Source organism: Arthrobacter sp. zg-Y750 (assembly GCF_020907365.1).
In the GTDB taxonomy this organism is placed as follows: Bacteria; Actinomycetota; Actinomycetes; order Actinomycetales; family Micrococcaceae; genus Arthrobacter_B.
This window is the reverse complement of the sequence record NZ_JAJJOC010000021.1, coordinates 167387-191953: the sequence shown is the minus strand read 5'-3', so window position 1 is coordinate 191953 and position 24567 is coordinate 167387. Positions and strand designations below refer to the sequence as shown.

Genomic DNA, 24567 nt, shown 5'->3' with positions numbered 1-24567 from the left:
CCGGAAGAGGGTTTCCATCCGGTTCAGCATCCGGGCCCGCTGCGCCTCCGCCCACGCGATCAGGTGTGCGACCCGGACCAGCACTTCACCCACAGCCTGGTCGTCGAAGGATTCAAGGTTCTGCAGAACCAGGGTTCCGCTGAAACCATCTGGAAAACCGGTGTCAGTGGTGCCGGGACCCGCCGCGCCGGCGGTTCCGCTGGCACGTGCGCCGTCGTCGTCGGACGTATCTGTTGTACCCGCCCGGTATACCGCAAGTGTGGGCCCGCCCTTGGTGCCGACGTGGCCCTCGTCCGTGCAGTGTCCAGTCCTTGATTCTTCAGTTGTCGGTTCGGTGTTCCCGATCTGGTCCATGCCTAAGGTTTTCATCCGACACTGACATTTCAGGGCCGAAAAACTGCCAAAAACGGTCCACGACGGAGCTTCATTTACCCGTCTTTTAAAGGCCCACTACTTGCCTCAATTAGCGCCCCAAAAACTGCCCGCGGAAGCACCACTCGCGCCCTCACACCCGCCCGGCCAACCGGGCAATACGCTCCCGCGCCGACCGCTCGCTGGGCCCCATCGGACCCAGACCGAACCGGATAACACCCAAAACAAGTTTCACGGGAAACGTCATCGGCAGCGTAACAGGCCCCACATGCGGTGCCCGCAACCCCAAAAGTTCCCGGTGCTTCGGCTCCAAGCTGGCCACCGCCCCGGCAAACAGCACCCGGTAACCCAGCTTTTGGTTCCCCGGCAGCGGCGGACGCTTCAGGAACCCCAGTGCCTCCTGCACGTACTCGCTGCTGCGCAGCTGGGCGTCGTACCCGGCCATCTGCTTCCGCAACTCAGCCTCGGAGCGCGGCGGATCCGGAATGCCCATTAGCTCCCCGGCCACCGCCCACTCGGCCACATAGGCGTCCGGACCGCCGGGAATCGGCCCGCCGTAGCGCTGGTGCGAGGACAGGAACGCGTCGGTGAACGCCAGATGGACCCAGCGGGCAATCTCCGGATCGTTCGCCGAATACGGCTGCTCGACGCCGTCGGCGTCGACATACTCACCCTGCACCCGCTCGTGCAGGCGCAGCACCCAGTCCGACCCGGACTTCGCCGCATGTGTGTCCCCGTAGGTGACGGTGAAGATCCAGCGGATGGTCCCGGCGAGCCGGCCCAGCGGATCCTCCTTATAATCGGAGAAATCATGAACCCCGGCCATCGCGCCCGGATGCAGGGCCTGCAGCAGCAGCGCCCGGACGCCCGCGATAATCGGCGTCATGGACCCGTGCACCGCCCACACGGCGGACTCCGGACCGAAGTGCCCGACGTCGTCGCCCTTCGCCAGCTCGAGCTCCCACTGCGGGATCTCGGCGGCGTTGTTGCTGAACGTGCCGATCAACTGGCGGCGCCAGGACTCGAGAAGAGGAATCACGTCTCCCAGTCTCCATCCCGGCGCCCCCGCAATGCCAGAGGAACCGGCTAGCGCAGCAGGATGTCCACCGACCGGGAGTTCCCCAGCCCGCGTTCCAGCACGCCGGACCGGTTGGTGACGTCGTCGCGCAGGATTTCGGTGACCGAGCCCAGGAAGCGGGACAGGTCCACCTTGTCCTCCGGAGCGGCAAGCAGCAGCTGGAAGCCGAACTCGTGCAGCGCGTTGATGGACGCCTCCGCAAAGGACAGCGACGACTTCACAAACGCCTCATCCATCATCACCGTGCCGTACGTGCTGAAGCCCTGCGACACAATGCCCAGCTGGTACGCCAGCGCCGAGGCCATGATGAACGCGGTGAACCGCTGGCCCTCGCCGCCGGACATCAGCGATGCCTGCAGGTTGGTGTACGTGTGCCCGTTGGCCAGGCGGTGCGTGCAGGTGATCGTCACGTGTGAGCGGACATCGAGCACCTCGGCCCGCCAGCGCTTCTCCTCCGGATCCTTCAGCCGGTCCACCAGCGCCTCCAGCGCGGCATACCGGGCGTCCATGTCCGCCCGATCCTGCCGCGACCCCATCATCGGCAGCGCGTTCTTCAGTTCGGTGCGGAACTTGTATGCGGCGTCGGGAATGGTGGTGGCCACCTCGATCTCCAGGTGGCTGCCGGCATGGTATTCCACCCGGCGGAGTACCGAGTTCAGCGGCAGCAGGCGGGAGGAGATGCTGCGGCGTTCCTCATCCAGCAGCTGCAGCAGGTCGCTGAAACGCTCATAGGTGCGGTTGTTGAAGTACTCGCTGAACTCGGCCTCGCGCTGCGGCAGGCCCTCGGTGATGATGCCCTCGAAGCGGTCCTCGTACGCGCCGGCAGCCTCCACGGAGGTGCCGAAGTCCGAGCCCCACTTGTCGGAGAACGTCTCGAAGGTCCGTTCCAGCTTCGCGCGGGTTTCCAGCAGGGTCTTCTCCAGCCGGGCCTGCTCGGTGATCAGGGCACGCTCCACCTCGCCGGCGGCTTCCTTCAGCCGGGCAGCGTCCGTGAGGTCCCCGAACGGGTCAAACAGCTCGGCCAGCGCGGTCCGCAGTCCCTCGGACAGCGCCTCGGGTGCCTTCGCGGACAGCGCGGTGCGGCGTTCGACGGCGGCGGCAAGGTCGGCGTCGAGCCTCGCCGCTTCGCCCTTGAGCCCGCCCACCTTCTCCGTGGCGGCGGTCAGGTCCAGCTCGGCGGTGTCCAGTTCAAAGCGGATCTGCTCCAAGTCCGCGTTGGCGTCCCGGGCCGCATCCAGCCGCTCGGTGGCGGCGACGACGGCGGCGCGGGCATCGTCTGCGGACAGGTCCTCCCAGCTCCGTTCGTCATCGGCGACACGGCGGACGGCGGCGAGCCGGCGGATCAGCTCGTCCTGCTCCGCGGCGTGCTGCTTCGAGACGGTATCCGCCTCTTCAAACACCGTGCGCAGGGCCAGCAGTTCGTTGCCGAGCGCCGCGACGGTGTCCTTGTTGTCAAAGCCCAGCACGTTGTCCGAAGCCTTGGTGTGCCGGTCATCCTTCTCGGTGGTGCTGCGGTTGCGCTTGACCGCACCGCCTCTGCTCACGCCCTTGGCGACGCCGGCCAGCCCGGCCGGATCCTCCACGCAGACGAAGTCGTAGTGTGCGGTGATTTTCCGGCGCACCCAGTCGCCCATGGCGGAGTCGTGCGTGAGCAGCTTGGTGATCAGGTCATCCGGGCCGGGCTCGGCGGGGCCGTCCAGCGGCACCGAGACGTCGATGCAGCGCACGTAGCCCTGCATGTCGTTTTCGCTCAGGTACCGGGTCACGGCGGCCATGTGTTCGCCGGGGACCAGCAGGGCGGTGGCCAGGGAACGCAGGGTCCGCTCGGCGGCCGGACGCCACTGGACGTGCTCGGCGGGCAGGTCGATCAGCTCGCCGGCGAACGGCATGTCCGCTTCCTTGATGCCGGTGGCGGCGCAGATCCGGGTGCGCTGGTCCAGGGAGTCCTGCCGGATATTGGACTTGCGGCGGCGGAAGGAGCCGATCTCGTTTTCCAGCTTCGCGATCTGCCCCTTCAGGGACCACGCCTCGCCGTGCGCGTTGCTGCTGCGCTCCTTTGCGGACTCCAGGTCCGCGCCGAGGGACTTCACCAGTTCGACGGCGCGGCTGCGGGCGGTGACCAGCCCGGCGGGGGAGAAGTCGACGTCGATCCCCGCCGCGGCGAGCTCGTCCCGGAACGCGTTTTCCACGGTTTCACGGGAGCGCAGCTGCGCGGCGGCCGCCGCGAGTTCCCGTTCCAGGGTGGCGATGGCGCCGCCGCCCTCTGCGGCGTAGCGGGCGCTAAGCGCATCGCGCTGGTCCTTGAGCGTGGCACGGCGGGTCTCCGCGGCGGAGAGTTCGGCGCGGGCAGCCGAGGCCGCGGCTTCGAGCTTCTCCGCAGTGCGGGCGGCGCCTTCCAGCGCCAGGCGCTGCCGGTAGGCGGGCAGGCCCTCGGTGGTCAGGGCGCGGTTGTGTGCCAGGGCGTCCGCGGCCTGCCGGTAGCGGGTGTGCAGCTCGGGGACGGAGGCCAGGTGGTCGCGCTGCTGGCGGGCGCGTTCGAGCTGGCGGCGGATGCTGCGCAGGTGGCTGAAGTCCTCCACCGCTTCTTCGGCCGCGGTGAGGGTGCGCGGGGTGTCCAGCACGTTGGTGCTGAAGAAGTCATTGACAGTGCCGCCCAGGCCCTTGCCGGTCTGCAGGATGCGCAGCAGGTTGAAGGCCTTCTCATCCTCCACACCCAGCGCCGAGCGGTAGCGTTCGGCGAACATTTTGTGCGAATCGAACACGGCGGCGCCGGGCAGCAAGGCTTCCAGGCTGCCCTTGGTGAAGCGGCCGCGGATGCCGGTCTGCAGGGCGGTGATGTCCAGGGGCTTGTTGTGCACCAGGTAGAAGCGGCCCAGGTTATGTTCGGTGCCGGTTGCCGGCAGGTCCATCACCACGGAGAGGGAGGTGATCTGGCCCAGTCCGTTGTCGAAGGTCAGGCAGACTGCGGACCAGGTGGCGCCGGGGCGCTGGTAGGCGGTGCCCGCGCCGTCGTCCGCTCCCTGCGTGCCGAGCCGGCCGCGCATGTAGGAGAAGGCGGTGCGTTTTTCCTCGGCGTTGGTGCCGTTGTTGTTTTGCGCGGCCTCGTTCATGCGGGGGCGGGCGTCCATGACCAAGAGCATGGCGTCGAAGACGGTGGATTTACCCACGCCGGAATCGCCGGTGAGCAGGGTGCCGGCGCGGTCCACCTTGATGGTGTGCGCGCCGTCGAAGGTTCCCCAGTTCACGATCTGCACGGAGGAGAGCCGGTTCTGGCCGGGGTTGATCAGGTCTCCCATGGGGAGGGTGGTTTCGATGCTCATGCCGGCTCCTCGCCGTCGTTCGTGGCGGGGGTGTCAGGGTTCTCGGTGTCAGTGTCAGTGTCAGTGTCGGTGTCGGTGTCAGCGTCAGCCGGCTCGACGTCGAGCGTCGGCGCGTCGTCGTCCGCTGTGTCCTCCCCGGAGAGGGTCTGCATAAAGGTGACGATGTCGCCGATCTGGCTATAGGGCAGGGCCAGCGGCAGGGCAGGGGAGATGACCCAGACGTTGTCCAGTTCGGTGGGGATCAGCAGGCGGCGGTCCTGGACGAGCTTGCGGATGGCGGCGTCCGCGGTGTCCTCCACGGATTTGGCGTCGCGCTGGCCCGGGTCCACGTAGGCCTCAAGCACCTCGAGGATGTCCTGCCGGGCGATGGTCGCCTCGTTCCCGGTGCCGGTGTGCCGGTCCAGGATCAGCCGCAGGCGCAGCAGCAGCAGGGTTTCCTCGCGGGTCATTTCGCGCTGGCGCTGCAGGGCGGAGGTGTGAGGTTCGGGCATTTCCACCGGGCGCAGCAGGGCCACCTTGCGGTCCTCGTCAATGACCAGGGACAGGAACAGTTCGCTCAGCCGCACGCGCAGCTGCTCCTGGTTGTCCACCACGGTCTCGTACACGTTGTCGGACGAGGTGGCGTCCAGGTAGGGGCCGCGCAGCAGCCGGATCAGGGCCTGGCGCAGCTTCAGCGGCAGGGTGCCGGTGTCGCCGGGGAACAGTTCGGGACCGTCGACCAGGAGGTCGCGCTCTGTTTCTACGGCGTCTTCTGCCTGCTCGGCGTCCAGCTCCGGGTTTTCCGGGACGTGTTCTTCCGAGACGTTCTCGTCCGGGGCGGCGTGGATGGTCTCGCTCATTTTTCGGGGGCTTTCGCGACGGCGACGGCGGGCAGCAGCGCGGTGCGCTCGCTGCCGTCGATCTGGGTAAAGGTAACGGATTCAAGGGTGTCGCCGGCGGCGGAACCGCCGGCGAGCAGGGCACGGATGCTGTTCAGGTGCCGGTGTTCGGGCGGCAGCTGCTCGAACACCTGGGCCACCGTGGCACTGGGGCGTTTCGCCGTCGCCCGGGAGACGGCGTCGGCCAGTACCCGCCGATCCGCACGTGGGGTACGGGCCGAGCGGTGGATGTCAGCCTCGGTGAACTGCGGCGGTTCGGGCAGGGTGCGCGGGGCGGCATGGTCCTCGGGGTTGTAGACCCGGACCATGCTCAGCGATTCGAAGCCTGAGCCGTACAGCTGCGGGGCGGGCACGACGGCGACGCGGCGGCGTCCGCGCGGGGCCTTGTGGATGGCGGCCTCGGCGGCGCGGATGAGCTGGCGCAGCTGCACGGATTCGCGGTACTCGTCGCTCTGCACGTAGGTGTGCATGGATTCGGAGAGCCGGCCGTAGATGCGGTGGATTTCGGTGGCCTGGTCCCGCATGTCGGAAATCAGCCGGTACAGGCTCTGCCGGTCCTCGGGGGTGAGGTTGTCCGCGAAGTCGCGTTCGAGGACCTCGGCGATGGCGGCGCGGAAGCGGGCCTGCTGGTCGGCGTCGTTCAGGAACGCGGTGAAGCCCTCATAGGTGCGGCCTTCGGCGGTGCTGCGAAGCTTTTTGTCGGCTTCGAGGATTTCGCCCATGGTCAGGCCCTTGGCGGCGTTGGATTCCACCATTTCCTGGCGCAGGTTGTGCAGCATCTTTTCCAGGCCGTCGCGCATGCGTTTGAAGTCGGCCGGCAGGGCGGCGGCCAGGTCCAGGATGTCGCGGGCGGCTTCGACGGCGCTGTCCTCCGGCAGCGGCGGGGGAGCCTCCCCGGTTTCCAGGGCGCGGATCATGTCCTCACGCCGGGCGACCTCTTCCTTCAGCACGGCGATGCGCGCGGCCGGGTCCGGGTTGGATTCCTGTGCGAGGTTTTCCACCCGGTCCAGCAGGGTGGCCAGACGGGAGGAGTTCAGCGAGGTTTTGTCGCTGCTGAAGCCGTCCAGATAGGAGAGGAAGCGGGCGGAGGATTCGGTGAGTTCGTAGACGAACTTCCCGTCCGCGCGGGGACGGGCCAGGAAGCGGCGGGCCACCCAGTCATCGGCGTAGTTCCGTCCGGTCCAGTCTTCGCGCAGCTGCACGCCGTCCACCCGGAGCCGGTTCAGGAAGCTGTCCGTCATGGCGTGGAAGTCGTCCAGCGGGACCCGCGGCCGGGTGCGGGTGAAGGCTTCGCGGAAGAGGGCCAGCACCCAGGCGTTGGCGTTGGTCAGTTTCCAGCCGGGGGCCGCCTGGAGCCGCTGCAGTTCGGCCCAGCGGGCAACGGCGTTCTCGATGAAGGACATTCTGCGCTTTCCGCCCGTGCGGTGGGGTGAAACGGGCCTCCTCGATTTTAGCCGGGTGGGAGGGCGGGGTGGGGCACGGGCGTGCATGGTCGCGGCATAGCAGATAATTGGTTGAACAGAATCGTGATTTGGTAGTAGGGGATCCTACGACTTGGCCGTATTCTGAACCCGCCACGTTCACCCGGTTCCACCGGGAATACAAACGAACCACAGAAAGCCAACGGGTGATAATTAGTTTCGAGACGAAGGATCTGCGTAGAACATGTCTAGATTCTCAGTATGCTGCCCAGAAGCTGGGTGAAGAGGTTGCTATGTCACTTCGAACTCGTCTCGCGGACTTAGACGCGGCGGAGTACCTTTCCGGTGTTCCATTCGGAGTTGATCTCTTACGTTCAAGCGCGACCTATATACAAATAGATATCGTGAACCAGCACTGCTTAGTTGGACGGGCGGATCATGCCGAGTCATACAGACCTGGTAGCTCCCAGGATTGGTGGGATATGGTAAATCGAATCAAGTTGATCCAGATCAAGGAGCTCGGTGAATGAGCACTCTTGAGGACTTTGTGCCCCGATGGGCGACACCACCTGGTGCGACTATAGGTGACATAGTTTCAGCGAAGAGCCTACCCCCCAAGCACCTAGCGGAGACGTGGGGATTGAGTACCGATGAGTATGACCGATTGCTTGAAGGATCTCTCGTTGTCACAACGGAACTTGCTCAAAATTTAGCGGAGACCCTTGGGGGTAGCGTATCTTTCTGGCTCCGTAGAGAGCAGAGATTCAGGCGGTCTTTAGAGACAGTCAGGGCTGACCAATGGGTTCAATCACTTCCTCTGGCCTCCATGAAAAAGCTCGAGTGGCTAGATGTACCAGCCGACTGGCACGCACGTATCGATGCTTGTCTCCAATTCTTTGGCGCCGACAGTCTTCAAGAGTGGGAGGGTACCTATGCCCAGCAGCTTCAAGGCGTTCGGTTCCGTACGTCGCCAACATTCCCTAATCAGGTAAGTGCTGTATCAGCTTGGCTACGCGCGGGGGAAATTGCTCGTAGCCAGCTAAAGCGAACGAGATTCGACGCGGACGAATTCGCTCTGGCTATTGATGAAATGCGGCCACTGAGCCGCATTCCGGACCCGAAGACTTTCATTCCTAAACTGCAGAGTATTACGTCTGAGTGTGGAGTTGCATGCGTGATCGTTCCGACACCTGATGGTTGTGCTGCCAGCGGGGCGAGTCGGGTATTGGAGGATGGAACAGCCATCATTCAATTAAGCGCAAGATATCTCTCTGACGACCAGTTCTGGTTCTCGTTTTTCCATGAAGTTGGACACCTCATTCTGCATCGAGAAAGAGCCATTCATGTTGACGGTGACTCGGAGGCGTTCGAAACTTGTATCGAAGAGACCCAGGCCAATAGTTTCTCGGCAGACGTACTGTGGCCTTTCGAGAGTCGTTTGGAATCAAGGTTTATGAAGAAGCCATCTAGGCGCGACATTGTTCGTTTGGCAGCTGAAGTAGGGACCAGTCCAGGCATCATCATTGGCCAATTGCAGAATGAAGGTGTACTCGAGTATACCGAATACAACAACCTTAAACGCCGATACCGTAGAAGTGGGCATGACATCGTTCTACGACGCTAGTCACTCACAGAACGAAACTGCGGAAAGTATCAGGGCTCTTTTGCCAATTGCAAATGGCGTCTTCTACAACGTCAGGGGTTACGCCGACGATTTGTGAAAACTTTATTAGCACTGCGCTCAATGACTTGGCACTTGGTTTGGAGCTAGTGCCTTCAATAAGCAGGTGTGCACCGGCGAGGGGCCCAGTCGCCTTGTCGAGGTAGGCATGGCCGGGTCTAATATCGAGAAAACGGAGACGAGACAGTGTCATCAGATAGTCGAACTTGCCGACCCGGCCAAAATTGGTAACGGTGCCCATGGCGACATAAAGAGCCTCAAAGGCATCTATAGGCGTCCGTCCGCGACAGTGTGAGTCGAAGAAGTGCAGATGATCCTGGGCTGTCATTATCCAATCAACGTAGCTCTCGAAAACCGAAGCGGTTCCTTGAGGACTTTCGTGGCTTAGGCTTGCGTACTTTCTATGGTTTCCGAACCCGCGTGGTCCATCCTTGCGTGTGAGGTGGTCTTGGTTCTCCCCTAGCCACAGGCGAAACTCAGGGGTGTTGGCAGAGATTTCTGCCCACGACCAGATGGGGTGTTCACCAAGCCGTCCATATACCTCCTTGACGTATCGCCACCCAGCGATCCGATGCTTACCAAAATGAACGTATTGGAAGACAAGCCAAAACGCCTCGTCAGTCGCGCCGGCACGCCAATGGTAAACAGCTGCTTTTAGCGGATTAAAATGCTCATTGTGCGGATTGGCGGTGTCGCTATCGATAGGCCGGCTTACGATGTGATCGAAGTATTGGTTTCGCCGCTCGCTATCGATCAGTTGATTTATGAGGACCGATCGAACAATGGGGTCCGATATACCCGGCAGCCGCTTCTCTTGCCGCTCAAATTCACCGACTTTGACAGTAAGCTCGTCAAAACGCTTCTGGTATCGGGGTCTATATGCTGAGGATGCGGTATTCATAAATTTAGTTCCTGGAAATCTCACGGTCGAGGCGGTCTTGGACGATAGAGTGTATAAAGCTGCTATGTATTGACTCGGTAATAAGAGCGAGGTCCGTTATCCTGCCGTCCTGCAGGAGTCGGTAGGCGACTAATATTAGGGCGAGATCACGCCAATATGGATGCTTAGGCAGACTCAAAATCGCTATGTCTATGCGGGGCGAAGTGCGTATAATTTCTTCAAGGACTAGCAACGCATTAATCTGGACCCACGGGTCACCAGCGGGCATTGCGGGCATGCAAGCTTTTCGATGCCAGCCTTCCCCAGTGTAACGACTTGCTATTTCTTGATCTCGCGTATAGAGGTGAAGACTACCGACCGAGTGATAATAGGTGCCGAGGTCAACGTCGACAGACCTGGCGACTACTTCTTGGAGCATTGTAAAAGCGAATATATCATGTGGGAAACCTAGAATAAGATCATTTGAACGCATCGTTGCCAGCATATCCAGGTTGCCGTTTCTTATGACAAACTGTAGCGCTAAGGTGCATGGGGCTTGTTCGGAATCCTCGTGGTCAAATATTTGTATTACCGCGTTGCGTGAACTGGGGTTTCGTTTCAGTGTATCGATGACTCTATGCACTTGATTGATGCCGTCAAAGTCCATCAATCGCGGCCCATATGCGCCTATAACATGTCCGTCTGAGGATACTTCAGGTTTCTTGTAGTACGGTACGTAATAACCGATTTGAGCCGCGGAATCTGAGCCAGATAGATACCATAGGAGTTCCGCTAGGCCGCTGATAATTCGTTCTCGACTTTGGCTCCTGCTGACTCTAGCCCTAGGGTCTTCGAGTTCCATGAGGACAGAGAATAAGTCTCTGGCTGCGCCCTTTGTTGGGCGAATCTCAATTCCTTCGGTCATCGCCGCCACTATGGCTTCGTGCATTAGGTCATCAATTGATTCACCCGTAATAAAGTGCTGCACGCTATCCCCCCAGTAATAATTTGCATCAGTCTACTGCATGGCCCGCAACCTCGATAGCAGGTTCCTTAGCACGTTTGCAGGCCTCGTACCGGAACCGTCGGGTGATGCGAGTCCAATGGTGCTGCAGGAAAATTGTGAATGGCGTTCTCCCTGAATCCGCTCGGACAGTAACGTGTTCCAATCCGCGGTAGGACACCGGTGCCGAAAGCTGCGGGCCTGGGACGTCAAACTCGAAGGGCACTACCCTGGGAGCCGCTGGCCTTCCATCGCCGCTCAGACCAGAAGGAGTTACAACCGCTGTATAGGCGGAGTCAAAACTGTTCCCGCATTTCTCCACGATCCCTGTCTATTGCAGCTAGTCGCTCGGAGTTCAACTCGTCCCCGGTCCAGCCCTACAGCACTGTGCGTATTCTGTGCTAGGTCGGCGGACACCGCCATCTATCGATGCGGAGGGGCGGCTCAATGAATGAGGGTGATGAGCAGGCTTGCAGTCCTGGCTCAAGAGGACACTTTCCTGCCGGTGTCCTGCAGGCCTGGATCGTAGTCGGGTCCTACCCGGCCAGCTCTAGGGGAACGCTGGCGGGGAACGGGCGCTAAGCACCCACCCCCCCCCACCTCTGGCCCGCCCGAACCCCGCCGCCTAGACTGACAATGCCGTCTGAACGCACCGAACAGAGGAGCATCATGCCCACGATCGCCGAGACCGTCGTCCACAACCTCGCCGCCAATGGGATCCAGCGGATCTGGGGAGTTCCCGGCGACTCCCTGAACGCGGTGACCGAGGCGATCCGCCGGGAGAAGGGCATCGAATGGATGCTGACCCGGCATGAGGAGGAGGCCGCATTCGCGGCGGCTGGCGAGGCAGCGCTGACGGGCGAACTCGCGGTGTGTGCAGGCAGCTGCGGCCCCGGCAACATGCACCTGATCAACGGGCTCTACGACGCGCACCGCAGCCGGGTTCCCGTCCTCGCCATCGCCTCGCACATCCCGAGCGACGAGATCGGCAGCCAGTACTTCCAGGAGACCCGGCCCACCGAACTGTTCCGCGACTGCAGCGTCTTCTGCGAAATGGTGCTGAGCCCCGAGCAGATGCCACGGCTGCTGGAGATCGCCATGCGGACGGCCATCGAAAAGCGGGGCGTAGCCGTGCTCATAATGGCGGGCGACACCGCGCTGGAAGACGCCAAGGACGAGCGCGTCTTCACGGTCCGCCGCACCAACCCGGTCACCGTGCCGTCCCCGGCGGAGCTGCAGGAGGCCGCCGCCACCCTGAACTCCTGCGAAAAGGTCACCATCCTGGCGGGCGCCGGCGTCGAGGGGGCGCGCGAGGAGGTCCTCGCCCTCGCCGACGCCCTGGGCGCGCCGATTGTGCATGCCCTCCGCGGCAAGGAATTCATCGAGCACGACAACCCGTTCGACGTCGGCATGACCGGGCTCTTGGGCTTCGCGTCCGGCTACCGGGCGATGGAGGACTGCGACGCGCTGCTGATGCTCGGCACCGACTTCCCCTACCAGCAGTTCTACCCGAAGCACGCGAAGATCCTGCAGGTCGACATCCGCGGCGAACAGCTCGGCCGCCGCGTGCCGCTCACCCAGGGCATGGTCGGCGGAGTGCGGGAGACGGCCGAGGCGCTGCTGCCGCTGCTCGAGCGCAAGTCCAGCCGCACCCACCTGGAGAAGTCGCTGGATCACTACCGCCGCACCCGGCGGCAGCTTGACGACCTGGAGAAGCAGGGCCCGGGCGCCATCCACCCGCAGCACCTGGCGCACCTGATCGACGAACTCGCCGACGACGACGCGGTCTTCCTGCCCGACGTCGGCACCCCGGTCATCTGGGCGTGCCGGCACCTGCACATCGGCGCACGACGGCGGCTGATCGGCTCCTTCTGGCACGGCACCATGGCAGCGGCCACCCCGCTCGGCCTGGGCGCCCAGGCCGTGGACCGGAACCGGCAGGTAGTAATCCTGGCCGGCGACGGCGGCCTGGCGATGATGCTCGGCGAGCTGCTGACGGCGGTGCAGCACAATCTGCCGATCAAGATCGTGGTGTTCGACAACGCCGCGCTCAGCTTCGTGGAGGTGGAGATGAAGGCGGCGGGCATCGTCAACTTCGGCACCGGACTGCAGAACCCGGACTTCGGCAAGGTGGCGCAGGCGGTGGGGATGCACGGCGAGAGCGTGACCCGCCCGGAGGACCTTCAGGGAGCCCTGCGCCGGGCGTTCGAGTACGACGGCCCCGCGCTTGTCTCGGTCGCGGTGGAGCGGCAGGAGCTGTCCATGCCGCCGAAGATCGATGCGAAGCAGGCCACCGGCTTTGCGGTCTACGCGTTGCGCACGGTGCTCGCCGGCAACGGCCGCGAACTCATCGACCTGGCCCGGGCCAACGCGCGCCAGCTGCTCTGAGGCTTGCGCGCCCCCGAGGTCATTCGCCCTGCGCGGACGCCTCATCGGCGCCGTGCTTCCACCACAGGTTGTTTATTTTGTACGTCAGAATGGAATTCATCACCGACGCCGTAACCATCCAGCGGATACGGCATACGCACTGAGCAATGGAGCCCGGATCTGGTTCTACGTCTGTGACCGCACCGTGGTCCTGACCGATGTCCACACCCACCATCCCAACGTCACCAAATAGCGCCCGCATAGTTCAGGAAATTCGGCCAGACGGTGTGAACAGCCGATTACGGAATACAGCGAAGGGCCGGGGTGCATCTTGAGTGCACTCCGGCCCTTCATGAATCCTAACTAATTGATCAGCGCGATGAATATCGGCAAAGCCGCAGCAGCCATGAGTGCAATGAAGATCGTCCACTGCTTTCTGGTCAGTGAAGCGTTTTTGATCGTTCCACCCCGAATGATCGGCACGTATAGCGCTACAACGGCCCCAATCAGGAAAACAGTAGCTAGCAGCCCGAGCCGGAGGTCAGGTGTCATAGTCATTTAGGAAATGCGCCTTTCAGTAGATTTCCAAGGCCACCAGTCACGCCACCAGCAATTCCACCCGATAGACAACCCTTGCCGACCTCGGTGCCATCCACGCCTCCATCCGCCCCGCTTGAAATAGTCGTACCTGCAGCTCCTGCGGCGCAGCCGATAGCAACCCCGGCAAAGAAGCCGTGGATGCACACCGGCTGGTGGCAGACGATGCTCCTAGGTCCGATTGAGACATTACGGTTTGCAGTCCCAATGGTCCCGATCTCGTAGTGTGCTCAGGACCGAGGTTTACTGGATGTCAGGTTTCTGATCATATGCACTGAGGACGAGTACCATCACGGACGTAACCACCATCGCGAGGAGCGGTACCCAGAACGCGATCCGGCGCTTGGCGAGCATCGCGATCGTGGCGATTGTCGCCGCGAGAGCAATGAGGAAGATCAGAACGTAGGCAGTCGTTGCCGCCCATTGCGGTATTGAACGGGTTCCGTCCATCCAGTCGGACGCGCCGAGGGCGACAATCAAGAACTGCGCGACGGCGACGAACGGCTGCGCGACTAAGAAAACGATTGAAAAGACGCGGTCGATGATCAAGGGCTGTCTGGCATTTCGTTCATCGACCTGTGCTTTTGTATTCACTAATCGTCCTAACGCACGCTCGAAGTAGCTTCCGCCGCCGTCAACATGGTCCAGGGGCTGCCTAACGACCAAACAGGTGGCGCCAACCGCGGGCTCATGACCCGACTCAACCGCCCACACCCGGGACTGCCCCGGCTTTGCGAACACTGGTGAGGAGACCCTTGATGAGCTCCTCCTCAACCGCACGGAAGACCCGGACGAGCCGTTATACGTCTACGCCGATCCGGCTGGGCATCCATTCCGTATCTTCGTCGGCTGAAGCAAACCCGACGGACGCTAGGTCTGGCCCGAGCCAACGCGGCAGCTGCGCGCTCGTCACCGTCGCAGTGGAGCGGCAGGAGCTTTCAATGCCTTCTCGTCACCGGGGGTTTGCTTCGCGTTCGCACACGACGGTTACTGTCGCGTCGTGATTGCTATTTCCCCCCGCCTCTCGCGGCCGATACTTGTCTGCCTTACTGCTGTGTTCGTTTTGCTTCTCATCGTGATGCCCGCTCAAACTGCATCCGCCCACCCCGCGGGAACCACGGGTGTGCAGGTGACCGTGCGGGCAGATTCAGTCGACCTCGAGATGCAGATCCACAACGCCGGTTTCACCGCCGCAACCGGCTTCGACATCGGGTCCGACCAAGCCGCGCTCGATGACATCGCCGACAACCTCCTGTCATTCATCCTCAATCGCGTGGCCGTCGCCGACAGCGTGTCGGCTCTCGAGCCGGCAGTCGTAAGCGAACCCGAGTTCAAGAGCATCAACGGCGAGGACGCCATTGTCACGACAGTCCGGTTTGCGAACGGTAACCGTGCGATCGAGGGAAACATCGTGCTGGATTACCGCTTCATCCTGGATGTGGTCCCCTCGCACCAGGTGTACGTGTCCCTGGTAAGCGATTGGAACAACGGCGTTCTTACAGAGGGCGAGCCGAACGTGGTGGGCGTCCTCGGCGGCGGGGTGACTGAGATGATCCTCGACCGGAATGCATCCACTCCCGCGAACGGATTCTTCGCCGTGGTCCGGCTGGGGATGCTCCACATTGCCGAGGGCACCGATCACCTGCTGTTTCTGACGACGCTGCTGGTGGTGGCTCCATCGGGTGCCGGCCGCGGCGCGCGGGGGCTGCGGTGGAACCAGCCAATCGCAACAAAGCGGACGATCGGGCGGGCAACACTCATCATCACCGCGTTTACCGCCGGACACCTGGTCACTCTCGCGTTGGTGTCGCTCGGACTGATTTCCTTCCCGACCAAGCCCGTTGAGGTCCTGGTGGCGGTCTCCATCATCGTGGCCGCCATCCATGCCGCCCGGCCGCTTCTGTCCCGCGGTGAGCTCCTCATAGCCGGAGGCTTCGGCCTCGTCCACGGCACCGCTTTCGCTACGACTATCCTCGAGCTGAACCTCGGGTTCAGCGAAAAACTCGTCGCCATCATCGGGTTCAACATAGGCATTGAGCTGGCACAAATCATCGCAGCAGCTTTGGTTCTGCCACTGCTGATCTGGTTGTCACACTCCCATGCGTACGCCGGGTTCCGCCTCGTGACCGCTTCCCTGGCAGTGGTCGCCGCGATCGCTTGGATCGTTGGCATCAGCACCGGTCAGGATTCTGTCCTCCAGCCCCTGTTCGATGCCATGGCGCACTTCCCCGTACCCTTCTACCTCGGACTCGTGGCAGTGGTTGCCGCACTGTGGCTCGGAACCCGCGAGGCCACCCCAAACAAGCGCTCAATGGATCCAGAGTACGACGCCGGTCATGCGGGTGAGCACGGCGGCGACGCCGGCCCGGATCGCCTCCGCGCTACGTTCCGGGGTGAACGAGGCCGCATCAAACTGCGTGGTTGACCCGAGGCCGGAGCCGCGGAACCCCGCTCCCGTCCATTCGACAGCCGTGACGTTGGCGGTCGGCTCGGCCAGCTCAGCACCGAGCACGAGGAACGGTATATCCAGATGGTTGGGTGTCACGATGGCGAGCGGATCGATCAGGCCGTCACCGGCGGCGACAATCAGCTCGGGCTTCATATCCATCGCCTCGGTGATGCTGCGGATCGCGTCCTCGCCGGCATCCACTCGACGCAGATCCGCCGACACGGCGTCGGCCCACTCGACTACGGCTGCGGAAAGTGTTGCCGTGCGCTCCTCCTCGCCACTGGTGAGGAGGACTACGCGGTAACCGGGCGCAGGGTCGACACCCGCCCAAGAGCCGGACGCCGGCGTTACGGTCCCCTCCGGGGACGGTAGCGGTGTTGGGATGAAGCCCGCGGCGGGCAGACCCGTCGCAGTGGTCGTGGGGCGGGCGTCGTCCCAGTCGCTGGCAGCGCAGCCGGACAGGAGCAGGACAGCGACGCTCAGGGTGGTCGCGATCGCGGGGCGGTGATGCACGGAAATATCCTCATCGGTTGGACAGCGGCGAGCGATTCCAGAGTGCATCTGCAAATGCGCTGGAGCCGACTCGCCACGGACAAGTTACCGGGCTGTTCACCGGATGGGCTCCTCATGTTCGCCTGGGCTGGTGACGCCATGCATGGAAACCGCCGGCCGCCAGATGTTTCCGTTTGCGATGCGGCGGGACCGCCGATTGTTCACCTTCCGTCAATGTGCCGCCTAAATCCTTGGGGCGGACGCGGCCGCGAGAGCGCGTCCGGTTCCCCCATCACCGCACTTCCATGAGAGAAACGGAATACACATGTTCCTGGTAGCACCCCCTCGGCCCGCGGGCCGCGCGGCACGGTGGCTGTCGACTGTGGCCCTCACGGCGGCACTGGCCGCCGGTAGCGTTATCGCCGTCGCACCGTCTGCAGCCCACGCCGCTGACCCTGTGTCCTACACCGGCATTGTGCTCGGCGTCGGTTCCGATGAGACCCAGCGCACGCTCGCCTGGTACACCAGCTCCGACAGCGCGCAGGTTGTGCAGGTTGCCCCGACAGCCTCGCTGGTGAACGGAGAATTCGGTCCGTCCGTGACCACGTTCTCAGCGACCGGCGCCGCCAACATCGCCACCAGCGGTGGGTATAACCGCCATGCGGTTGTCTCGGGCCTGCAGGAGAACACGCAGTACTCGTACCGCGTCGGTTCTGCCGGAAACTGGTCGACCGCCTACTCCTTCAAGACCCAGTCATTTGAAGGGGACTTCGATTTCCTGTTCTTCGGGGACCCGCAGATCGGCGCCTCCGGGAACACCGCACAGGACGGGGCGGGGTGGGCTGACACCCTCAACGTCGCCCTCAATGCCAGCCCGAACGCCGAGCTCCTCGTCTCAGGCGGCGACCAAGTCGAAGCGGCGAACACCGAGTCGCAGTGGGACGCTTTCCTTGCCCCCGACCAGCTGCGGCAGTACCCGTGGGCGGCAACTATCGGTAACCACGATGTGGGTGGCAAGGCATACGAGCAGCACTTCCACACCCCCAACACCGATTACTCGGATGCGTACTACGCCAAGGCTGCCCAGAAGTCGACCACCTCGGGCGGTGACTACTGGTACATCTATAAGGATGTGCTGTTTATCGATCTGAACAGCAACAGCTACGACTCCGCTACCGGTGGCGGCGACCAGGCTCACGTGCAGTACGTCACTGATGTGGTGAACGCGCACGGTGCGGACGCAAAGTACAAGGTGCTCACCTACCACCATTCGATCTACTCGGCAGCGGCGCACGCCAAGGACAAGGACGCCAAGGTGCGCCGTGTAGATTTCCCCACCGTATTCTCGGACCTGGGCGTCGATCTCGTGCTGCAGGGCCACGATCACGTGTACACGCGCAGCTATGAAATCAACGATGGTGCGAAGGCGAACGCGGACGAGGTGCCCGGCCAGAACGAGGTTTTCGTTGGCGAGGGCGGCGTGATCTATATGACCGCGAACTCGGCGTCGGGGTCGAAGTACTACGACATCTCGGCTCCTGACGCAACCGGCACCAGCGGTGCCGGCAACGGAGGGGACCCGCTGAACCCGGCTAACTACTGGTACAACTCGGTGCAGAACCAGGAGCATGTGCGCGGCTATGTGAAGGTTCAGGTGAAGGCGGACGAGCTCGTCGTTGAAGGCATCCGCAGCGGAACCTGCGACGCGACGGTCGAAGGCGGGCAGTCCTCCTGGTGCGGTACCGCCGGATCCTCGACGGCCGTGGATGGTGTTGGAAGTGTCATCGACAGCGTCACCATCCACCCCTTCCACGGCAATTCCGAGGAGATTCAGGTGACTGTTCCTACGGCCGCGCCGGGTGAATTCGGGTGGACGATCGACGGACAGAACGGTCTTGTGGACCTCGGCACCGCACAGGAATCCAAAGGCTCCCTCGTGGCCAACGGGGAGATTAACCCGATCAACGTCGCCGACAGCCGTTCTTCGCATGCACCCTGGTCGCTGACGGCCGTGGTGAGCGACTTCTCCGACGGTGGCAAGACCTTCTCCGGCAGCTACCTGGGCTGGACCCCGAAGGTGCTCATCCCCGGTGCCGGTGCCGTCGCGGGCGCCCCCGTCGCTTCCGGATACTTCGGCGGTAGCGGACTGTCGGTTAGCCGGGCGCTCGGTTCCGCCGCGAACGGCCACGAGAAGGGTTCGGCGCTCCTCGGTGCCGATCTCGACCTGAAGCTGCCAGCCGGCACGGAAAAGGGAAGCTACCGCGCAACCCTGACGGTCACCGCGCTCGCGGGCTGACAACAACACGTCCTCAGATCCGTGGGGGAGGGCTGCCCCACTCCCACGGATCTGTCCCGTTTCCGCCCTTCCCGAAAGATCTCACGTGAACGCTTCCCTCGTATACCGGCGCCCGCGCCGCCGGGCGCTCCGGGTCGCCGCCCTCGCGGCCCTTGCTCTTCTTCTCCCGGCTTTCCCCGCCCATGCCGAGGGCGCCGACGACGTGACATGGACCGTCCGCACTGCGTCCAACGACCTCGGCGCCGACCGCACAACTTTCACCTACACAGTGGATCCGGGCGGTTCGGTGACGGACGCTATGGTCATCACCAATCGCGGCGACGAACCGGTGGCTCTCTCCGTGTACGCGGCCGACGGTTTCACATCCGACGACGGGGAGCTCTCGCTGCTCGTCGCGGGCGAGACTTCGCAGGCGGTCGGAACCTGGGTCACTGCCGAAACGAAGACTGTCACCATCGGCCCTGACGCGGCCACCACTATCCCGTTCACCGTGGACATCCCTGCCAACGCCACCCCCGGGGACTACGTCGGAGGGCTGGTGACCTCACTCACCGTCCCGGACGCGTCTTCCGGTGTTAGCGTCGACCGGCGACTGGGCATACGCGTCAACCTGCGCGTCGGCGGCGATTTGGCGCCCTCACTCGCCGTCGAGGACCTGTCCGTGTCCTGGAACGGCGGCTGGAACCCCTTCGCGGGCGGCGACGCCGCCATGACGTACACGCTGCATAACACCGGTAATGCGGCGCTGTCCGTACAGCCCGCCGACGTGGTGAGTGGGCCGTTCGGCTGGTTCCCGGTGGACGCCGCCGAGGGCGAGGCGGTGCCCGAGCTGCTACCCGGGGAGAGCTGGACACGGACGGTGACCGTGGACGGCATATTGCCATTGTTCGTCCTGCTGGCGAGCACGACCGTCACCCCGGTGATGAGCGATGCATCCGGTTCCACCACGCCGCTCGCCGAGGTATCGGGAACCGCTGTCGGCGCGGCGATCCCGTGGACCGCGATGGCGATCATCCTGCTGCTGGCGGCCGCGACGTATCTGTACATCCGCCGTCGTCGGCACCGTATCGCCGCTGAGAAGGAACGCGAGGACGAACGCGTCAACGCGGCGGTCGCGCAAGCCCTCGAGGGCGACCCCGTCCATGCTGCGGCATCGAAGGCCCTCGAGGACGCACCCGTCAAGGCGACCCGTCTGCCCGGCTGAGGCATCAGGGCCGGGCTGCCGACTTATACGTCTACGCCGCCAACGATCCCGTCAACAACAGTGACTCCTTGGCCTTCTCGCAGCGTCATCCCCTTAGGAAACCAGGCCGTGCCGGTAGGCGTACACCACGGCTTGGACCCGGTCGCGGAGGCCGAGCTTGGCGAGGATCCGAGAGACAAAGGTCTTCACTGTTTCCGAGCTGATCACCAGTGCTGCGGCGATCTCGGCATTGGAAAGCCCCGCGGCGATGAGTTGCAGCACTTCGCGCTCGCGCGGCGTGAGGCCGGAATCGGCGGTTGCGCTGCCCGCCGGCCGGATGCGTTCGGCATAGCGGCCCACGAGCTGCCGTGTTACCTCCGGTGCCAGCAGGGCGGCCCCCGAAGCTACGGTGCGGATACCGCTGAGCAGCTGTGCCGGCGGCGCGTCTTTGAGCAGGAAGCCGCTGGCCCCAGCGCGCAGCGCCTCATAGACATACTCATCCAGGTTGAAGGTGGTCACCACCAGCACCTTGACGGGGATGGAAACGCCGGCGCCGGCGAGTGCGCGGGTGGCTTCGATGCCGTCCAGCTGCGGCATCCGGATGTCCATCACGACGACGTCGGGCAGCAGCTGCCGGGCCAAGTCGACGGCGGCCCGTCCGTCACCGCACTCACCCACCACTTCCATATCCGGCTGCGCGCCGATGATCGTGGCGAATCCGGTCCGGATCAGCGGCTGGTCGTCGCACACCAGGACCCTGGTCGGCAAGCTCATGCCGGGCCTTCCGTCGGCACGCGGGCAGACACCGTAAAGCTGCCGTCCTCCTGCCGTCCGGCGCTGAAATCGCCGCTCACTGCCGCCAGCCGTTCGCGAAGTCCGGTCAGACCGCGGCCGCTGCCAGCAGGCAACTGGGCGGTGTCGGGAAACGGTGGCGCCGCGGCGTCCGAATGAATCAAAACTGTGGTCTCCGTTGGTTTGTAGCAGATGCTGACAGCGGTACGGCTGCCGGCTGCATGCTTCCGCGCGTTGGTCAGCGCTTCCTGCACCACCCGGTACAGGGCCAGTTGGGCTCCGTCATCCATGTCCCCGGGCGGCCTGCCCTCCTCGGCAAAGTCGACCTGCAGCCCGGTGCGGCGCGCGTGCTCCACAAGGCTGCGCAGTTCGGCGGTGCCCGGGGTGCGGCCGGGCTCCTCATGGCCGGGATTAAGCACGTCCAGCACCTGCCGCAGATCCGAGACCGCCCGCCGTCCGGTGCCTGCGATGGTTTCCAAAGCGCCGTCGAGCCGGGAGGGAGACCCGCTGAGGTAGCGTGCCGCTTCCGCCTGCACCACCATGGCGGTGACGTGGTGGGTGACGACGTCGTGCAGTTCCCGCGCCATCCGGGTGCGTTCCGCGGAGCGCGTGTCCTCGGCGATGCGGTCAAGGCGGTCCTGCTCAGCGATCCGTCCGGCCCGCTGCCATGCCCCGACGCCGACGGCGAAGGCCATGGCCACGTAGAACGTCACGAACTCGCTGAGGGGCTCGGGGGTTTCCAGCCGGTACATGCCGGCAACCAGGACGGTGTACCCGACGGTGAAAACCGCTACGGCAAGCCTGCGGTGCCGCTCAAGATAGGAGCCGGCGCTCAGCAGGGCCACCACCAGGCCGGTGCCGGCGAAGGTGTGAAAGCCGTTGAGCTGGTCCAGGGCGAACCCCGCTGAAACCAGGGACAGGCAGAGAGCCGGCCACCGACGGCGGACGGCAAGAGGAAGGGATTGCAGAGCCACTGCGGCCAGGGCCGGGCCGGAAAAGGGGCGGTCAGGCAGCCCGCCGAGCACTGTTCCGTATCCGTGGGTCACCGGCAGAAGGGCCAGGACAAACAGTGCCGCCGCAAGCGGTAGATCCCGCACGACGACGTCGAGCCGGCGCCATCTATCGGTGATCGTAGTCACTGCGCCACTTTAGCCCGTGCGGTGCCGCGGGCCGCACGGAATGACACAATGTTGCCGCGCCGTGCCGCCAGGCGCAGGAAGGCCAGGGTGGCCAGTCCGCAGAACAGGACTGCGAAGATGCTGCCTTCCGGTCCAAAATCACCCCCGGTGAGCAGCATCGGGCCGGACGTGGCGGCGTCCAGAAGCCCCTGCGGAGTGTTGTTGCCGGACACTTCCGTGCTGAACAGGGCCGAGGCGGCGGCATTCCAGCCCAAATGCAGTCCGATCGGAAGCCAGAGGCTGCGGGTGGCGATGTACGCCGCAGTGAGCATCCCGCCGGCTTCTACGGCAATCGCGACGGCGCCCCAGAGGGATGCATGGGGATTCAGCAGGTGCACCAAGCCAAACAATGATCCCGTCAGGACCAGCGCGCACCAGGTGCCGGTTGCGGCCTCCACCCACCTGAACAGCACACCGCGGAACATCAGTTCTTCGGTGACGGCTGCGGCGCACATAAGACCGATCAGCCCGACTGCTCCGGCTGCCGAGCCGAGCCCCGTGACCTGGTAGCCGCCGAAGGCCGTGATGATTCCAATGACGGCGGCAAAGAGTGCGACGCCGGCCACGGCGCCGCGCCCGGCCGCCCGTGCGGCGCCGGGCCACGCCAGCTCCGCGACAGAGCGCCGCTCTGTTGCCCGCACTACCTGGCGGTACGCCACTACAGCGAGTCCGGCGACTGCCACGCCAACGGCCAGGGCGGGCCAAGGGCTTCCGTCCACCGCCTGGAGGGCAAGGTTGCCAAGGACAGCGACCGCTGTCACGGCAAGCAGCTGCAGCACAAATTTCATGAGGTCCTCCGTAGGTGATGCCGTCGGCAACCTGCCGCGACATCACTTCACGCTACGGAGCTGCGGTCTCGGAGTCGTCACCCTGGAGTGGACACTTGCGAGTAGCTCGCACGGGGGACAAGCCAGGCGAGTCCCGGTGTGCACTACCTATGCGCCGGAACGCACCGCTGCAACAGCGCGGTCGTAAAGCGCGCCCAGATCTTCAGTGCCGCCTCCGTGAACCCACAGTTCACCGGCCACATCCAGGCAGGTAATCGCACTGGCGACAATGGCAGCGGGTGCGGGGTCGGTTGCGTCGTCGTCGGCGAGCCCGAGCCGCCGGCGGATGTTGGGCACCAGCAGCGCCTGCCAGTGCAGGTGCTTCTCGATGCTGCGCGCCCGGAGCGACGGCGTGCCGTACATCATCTTCGCGATCTTCAACGTAACGCCCGGCTCGACGGCGAGGGCATCCACCTCGTGCAGTGCCTGCCGCAGCGCGTCCCACGGCCCGACCGTCAGGGGAACACTTTCCAGCGCCTCCCGCATGAGCTCGCCCTGGTGCGCCAGACCGCCCAGCACCACGTCTTCCTTGGTGCCGAAATACCGGAAGAACGAGCGCCGCGAGATCCCCGCCGTCGTCGCGATCTGATCGATGGTGGTCTGTTCGAAGCCCTGCTCCAGGAACAGCCGCATGGCGGTGTTCGTAATTTCGGCGTATGCCGCCTGGCGCGATCGCTGCCACAGAGTCGATTGTTCGGTCACCGGTTCAGCGTACCCCAGATGCCTCATTGACACTGAGTGCCAGCAAGGCATACGGTCGCACAAATACACCACACACCCCGGGAACATTGGAGCTCCTCATGCCGGTACTGGACTTTCCGAACCAAACCATCCTCATCACCGGGGCATCGTCCGGCATCGGTGCGGCTTTTGCCCGCGCATTAGCCGCCCGCGGGGCCGGCCTCGTACTGGTCGCCCGACGCCGGGACCGCCTCGACGCTCTAGCCGCCGAGCTTCGGGCGGCGCATGGGGTGACCGTCAACGCGATTACCCAGGACCTGGGCTCGCCGTCGGCGGGCGCCGAGCTCTCAGCAGCCGTCGCGGCGGCAGGGCTACAGGTCACAGGAGTCATCAACAACGCAGGCTTCGGCACGTTCGGGGACTTTGTCGAGGAGGATCCCGACCGGCTGGCCCAGGAAATCGCCGTCGACATCAGCGCACCGGTCCAGATCAGTGCGGCGTTCCTGCCCGGCATGGTGAAGGCGGGCACCGGTTTTCTGATCAACGTCGCCAGCATGGCCGCGTACACGCCCACGCCGCGGATGGCCGTCTACGGCGCGGCCAAAGCGTTCGTCCTGAGCTTCACCGAGTCACTGTGGGCCGAGACCCGCGGCACGGGCGTCACCGTGTTCGCCCTGTCGCCCGGCGCCACCAGCACGGAGTTCAACGCCGTCGTCGGCACCGACGATGCCACCGCGGGTGCCCGGATGCGTACGCCGGACGACGTCGTCGCCACCGCCCTCTCTCATCTGGCCCGGCGCAACCCGGGCCCGAGCGTCATTGACGGCCGGCTAAACCGAGTCAGCGCGACCGCCGCACGGATGATGAGCAGACGTGGAACCGTTGCGGTGATGCGTCGCGTGACCGATCCCGCGCGCCGCAAGGATGCGGACGTGGTGAGGTAGGGGAGCAGTGGGGTGGACTGGATGCCGTGAGGCAGCGTTTTGCTCTACGGACTGCAGTCCTCTTGGTCCCGATCTCGGAGAGTGCTCAGATAACCCGAGCGGCGATCTGGAGAAACTCCTTGGCCGCA

General features: G+C 64.1%; 20 protein-coding genes. 6 read left to right on the top strand and 14 right to left on the bottom strand.

What is annotated here, in order from left to right; all coding sequences use genetic code 11:
- From LOC57_RS14030 to LOC57_RS14010, 5 genes are all read right to left on the bottom strand, one after another.
- A partial coding sequence (locus LOC57_RS14030) for a hypothetical protein (protein ID WP_229960489.1) occupies window positions 1-354 on the bottom strand: 354 nt, incomplete at its 3' end.
- A gap of 151 nt (window positions 355-505) precedes the next feature.
- Window positions 506-1411: an oxygenase MpaB family protein gene (locus tag LOC57_RS14025; protein ID WP_229960487.1), complete on the bottom strand. Its 906-nt coding sequence runs from the start codon at window positions 1409-1411 to the stop codon at window positions 506-508.
- Window positions 1412-1458: 47 nt separating this feature from the next.
- Window positions 1459-4770, bottom strand: coding sequence for an ATP-binding protein (locus tag LOC57_RS14020; RefSeq protein WP_229960485.1), 3312 nt, complete (start codon window positions 4768-4770; stop codon window positions 1459-1461).
- On the bottom strand, window positions 4767-5609 hold the full coding sequence (locus LOC57_RS14015; RefSeq protein WP_229960483.1) for a DUF4194 domain-containing protein: 843 nt from the start codon (window positions 5607-5609) through the stop codon (window positions 4767-4769). The genes LOC57_RS14020 and LOC57_RS14015 overlap by 4 nt, the downstream gene beginning before the upstream one ends.
- Window positions 5606-7051 carry a DUF3375 domain-containing protein gene (locus tag LOC57_RS14010; protein ID WP_229960480.1) on the bottom strand — a complete coding sequence of 482 codons (1446 nt, stop codon included), beginning with the start codon at window positions 7049-7051 and terminating at the stop codon, window positions 5606-5608. Before LOC57_RS14010 ends, LOC57_RS14015 begins: the two co-directional genes overlap by 4 nt.
- Before the next feature lie 844 nt (window positions 7052-7895).
- On the opposite strand from LOC57_RS14010, the gene LOC57_RS14005 reads away from it, so the two are divergent.
- Window positions 7896-8693, top strand: coding sequence for an ImmA/IrrE family metallo-endopeptidase (locus LOC57_RS14005; RefSeq protein WP_229960479.1), 798 nt, complete (start codon window positions 7896-7898; stop codon window positions 8691-8693).
- 4 nt (window positions 8694-8697) lie between these two features.
- Here LOC57_RS14005 and LOC57_RS14000 read toward each other — a convergent pair whose 3' ends face one another.
- Together LOC57_RS14000 and LOC57_RS13995 are read right to left on the bottom strand one after the other, a co-directional pair.
- Window positions 8698-9651 (bottom strand): alpha-glutamyl/putrescinyl thymine pyrophosphorylase clade 3 protein, encoded by a 954-nt coding sequence (locus tag LOC57_RS14000; protein ID WP_229960477.1) that lies wholly within the window; start codon window positions 9649-9651, stop codon window positions 8698-8700.
- A 4-nt stretch (window positions 9652-9655) separates the two neighbouring features.
- Window positions 9656-10618 carry a thymidylate synthase gene (locus LOC57_RS13995; RefSeq protein WP_229960475.1) on the bottom strand — a complete coding sequence of 321 codons (963 nt, stop codon included), beginning with the start codon at window positions 10616-10618 and terminating at the stop codon, window positions 9656-9658.
- A gap of 684 nt (window positions 10619-11302) precedes the next feature.
- On the opposite strand from LOC57_RS13995, the gene poxB reads away from it, so the two are divergent.
- Window positions 11303-13021: a ubiquinone-dependent pyruvate dehydrogenase gene (gene poxB, locus LOC57_RS13990; protein WP_229960473.1), complete on the top strand. Its 1719-nt coding sequence runs from the start codon at window positions 11303-11305 to the stop codon at window positions 13019-13021.
- Between the two features lie 342 nt (window positions 13022-13363).
- On the opposite strand, the gene LOC57_RS13985 is transcribed toward poxB, so the two are convergent.
- Entirely contained in the window at window positions 13364-13558 is a 195-nt protein-coding gene (locus LOC57_RS13985; RefSeq protein ID WP_227912987.1) for a hypothetical protein, read from the bottom strand.
- A 282-nt stretch (window positions 13559-13840) separates the two neighbouring features.
- The gene (locus LOC57_RS13980; protein ID WP_227927227.1) at window positions 13841-14191 is read right to left on the bottom strand and encodes a hypothetical protein; all 351 of its coding nucleotides are present in this window, start codon (window positions 14189-14191) and stop codon (window positions 13841-13843) included.
- 484 nt (window positions 14192-14675) lie between these two features.
- Here LOC57_RS13980 and LOC57_RS13970 point away from each other — a divergent pair, with 484 nt between their 5' ends.
- Entirely contained in the window at window positions 14676-16022 is a 1347-nt protein-coding gene (locus LOC57_RS13970; protein ID WP_229960471.1) for a HupE/UreJ family protein, read from the top strand.
- Here LOC57_RS13970 and LOC57_RS13965 read toward each other — a convergent pair.
- Window positions 15906-16559, bottom strand: coding sequence for a hypothetical protein (locus LOC57_RS13965; protein WP_229960469.1), 654 nt, complete (start codon window positions 16557-16559; stop codon window positions 15906-15908). The two genes, LOC57_RS13970 and LOC57_RS13965, sit on opposite strands and share 117 nt — an antisense overlap.
- Window positions 16560-16863: 304 nt before the next feature.
- Here LOC57_RS13965 and LOC57_RS13960 point away from each other — a divergent pair, with 304 nt between their 5' ends.
- Together LOC57_RS13960 and LOC57_RS13955 are read left to right on the top strand one after the other, a co-directional pair.
- On the top strand, window positions 16864-18834 hold the full coding sequence (locus LOC57_RS13960; RefSeq protein ID WP_229960467.1) for a purple acid phosphatase family protein: 1971 nt from the start codon (window positions 16864-16866) through the stop codon (window positions 18832-18834).
- An 85-nt stretch (window positions 18835-18919) separates the two neighbouring features.
- Window positions 18920-20038 carry a WxL protein peptidoglycan domain-containing protein gene (locus tag LOC57_RS13955; protein ID WP_229960464.1) on the top strand — a complete coding sequence of 373 codons (1119 nt, stop codon included), beginning with the start codon at window positions 18920-18922 and terminating at the stop codon, window positions 20036-20038.
- Between the two features lie 93 nt (window positions 20039-20131).
- On the opposite strand, the gene LOC57_RS13950 is transcribed toward LOC57_RS13955, so the two are convergent.
- From LOC57_RS13950 to LOC57_RS13935, 4 genes are all read right to left on the bottom strand, one after another.
- The gene (locus LOC57_RS13950) at window positions 20132-20791 is read right to left on the bottom strand and encodes a response regulator (protein WP_229960462.1); all 660 of its coding nucleotides are present in this window, start codon (window positions 20789-20791) and stop codon (window positions 20132-20134) included.
- Window positions 20788-21948: a sensor histidine kinase gene (locus tag LOC57_RS13945; protein ID WP_229960460.1), complete on the bottom strand. Its 1161-nt coding sequence runs from the start codon at window positions 21946-21948 to the stop codon at window positions 20788-20790. Before LOC57_RS13945 ends, LOC57_RS13950 begins: the two co-directional genes overlap by 4 nt.
- A complete protein-coding gene (locus LOC57_RS13940; protein WP_229960459.1) occupies window positions 21945-22775 on the bottom strand; it encodes a CPBP family intramembrane glutamic endopeptidase in 831 nt (276 codons plus the stop codon). The genes LOC57_RS13945 and LOC57_RS13940 overlap by 4 nt, the downstream gene beginning before the upstream one ends.
- Window positions 22776-22922: 147 nt before the next feature.
- Entirely contained in the window at window positions 22923-23543 is a 621-nt protein-coding gene (locus LOC57_RS13935) for a TetR/AcrR family transcriptional regulator (RefSeq protein ID WP_229960457.1), read from the bottom strand.
- A gap of 59 nt (window positions 23544-23602) precedes the next feature.
- On the opposite strand from LOC57_RS13935, the gene LOC57_RS13930 reads away from it, so the two are divergent.
- Window positions 23603-24439, top strand: a complete 837-nt coding sequence (locus LOC57_RS13930; protein WP_229960455.1) for an SDR family NAD(P)-dependent oxidoreductase — start codon at window positions 23603-23605, stop codon at window positions 24437-24439.
- The last annotated feature ends 128 nt before the right edge of the window (window positions 24440-24567 follow it).

Coding starts and splice junctions, on each gene's coding strand:
- LOC57_RS14020 (WP_229960485.1), bottom strand. CDS start 4,770: ATGAGCATCGAAACCACCCTCCCCATGGGAGACCTGATCAACCCCGGC.
- LOC57_RS14015 (WP_229960483.1), bottom strand. CDS start 5,609: ATGAGCGAGACCATCCACGCCGCCCCGGACGAGAACGTCTCGGAAGAA.
- LOC57_RS14010 (WP_229960480.1), bottom strand. CDS start 7,051: ATGTCCTTCATCGAGAACGCCGTTGCCCGCTGGGCCGAACTGCAGCGG.
- LOC57_RS14005 (WP_229960479.1), top strand. CDS start 7,896: ATGAAAAAGCTCGAGTGGCTAGATGTACCAGCCGACTGGCACGCACGT.
- LOC57_RS14000 (WP_229960477.1), bottom strand. CDS start 9,651: ATGAATACCGCATCCTCAGCATATAGACCCCGATACCAGAAGCGTTTT.
- poxB (WP_229960473.1), top strand. CDS start 11,303: ATGCCCACGATCGCCGAGACCGTCGTCCACAACCTCGCCGCCAATGGG.
- LOC57_RS13985 (WP_227912987.1), bottom strand. CDS start 13,558: ATGACTATGACACCTGACCTCCGGCTCGGGCTGCTAGCTACTGTTTTC.
- LOC57_RS13970 (WP_229960471.1), top strand. CDS start 14,676: ATGCCCGCTCAAACTGCATCCGCCCACCCCGCGGGAACCACGGGTGTG.
- LOC57_RS13960 (WP_229960467.1), top strand. CDS start 16,864: ATGTTCCTGGTAGCACCCCCTCGGCCCGCGGGCCGCGCGGCACGGTGG.
- LOC57_RS13950 (WP_229960462.1), bottom strand. CDS start 20,791: ATGAGCTTGCCGACCAGGGTCCTGGTGTGCGACGACCAGCCGCTGATC.
- LOC57_RS13940 (WP_229960459.1), bottom strand. CDS start 22,775: ATGAAATTTGTGCTGCAGCTGCTTGCCGTGACAGCGGTCGCTGTCCTT.
- LOC57_RS13935 (WP_229960457.1), bottom strand. CDS start 23,543: ATGAGGCATCTGGGGTACGCTGAACCGGTGACCGAACAATCGACTCTG.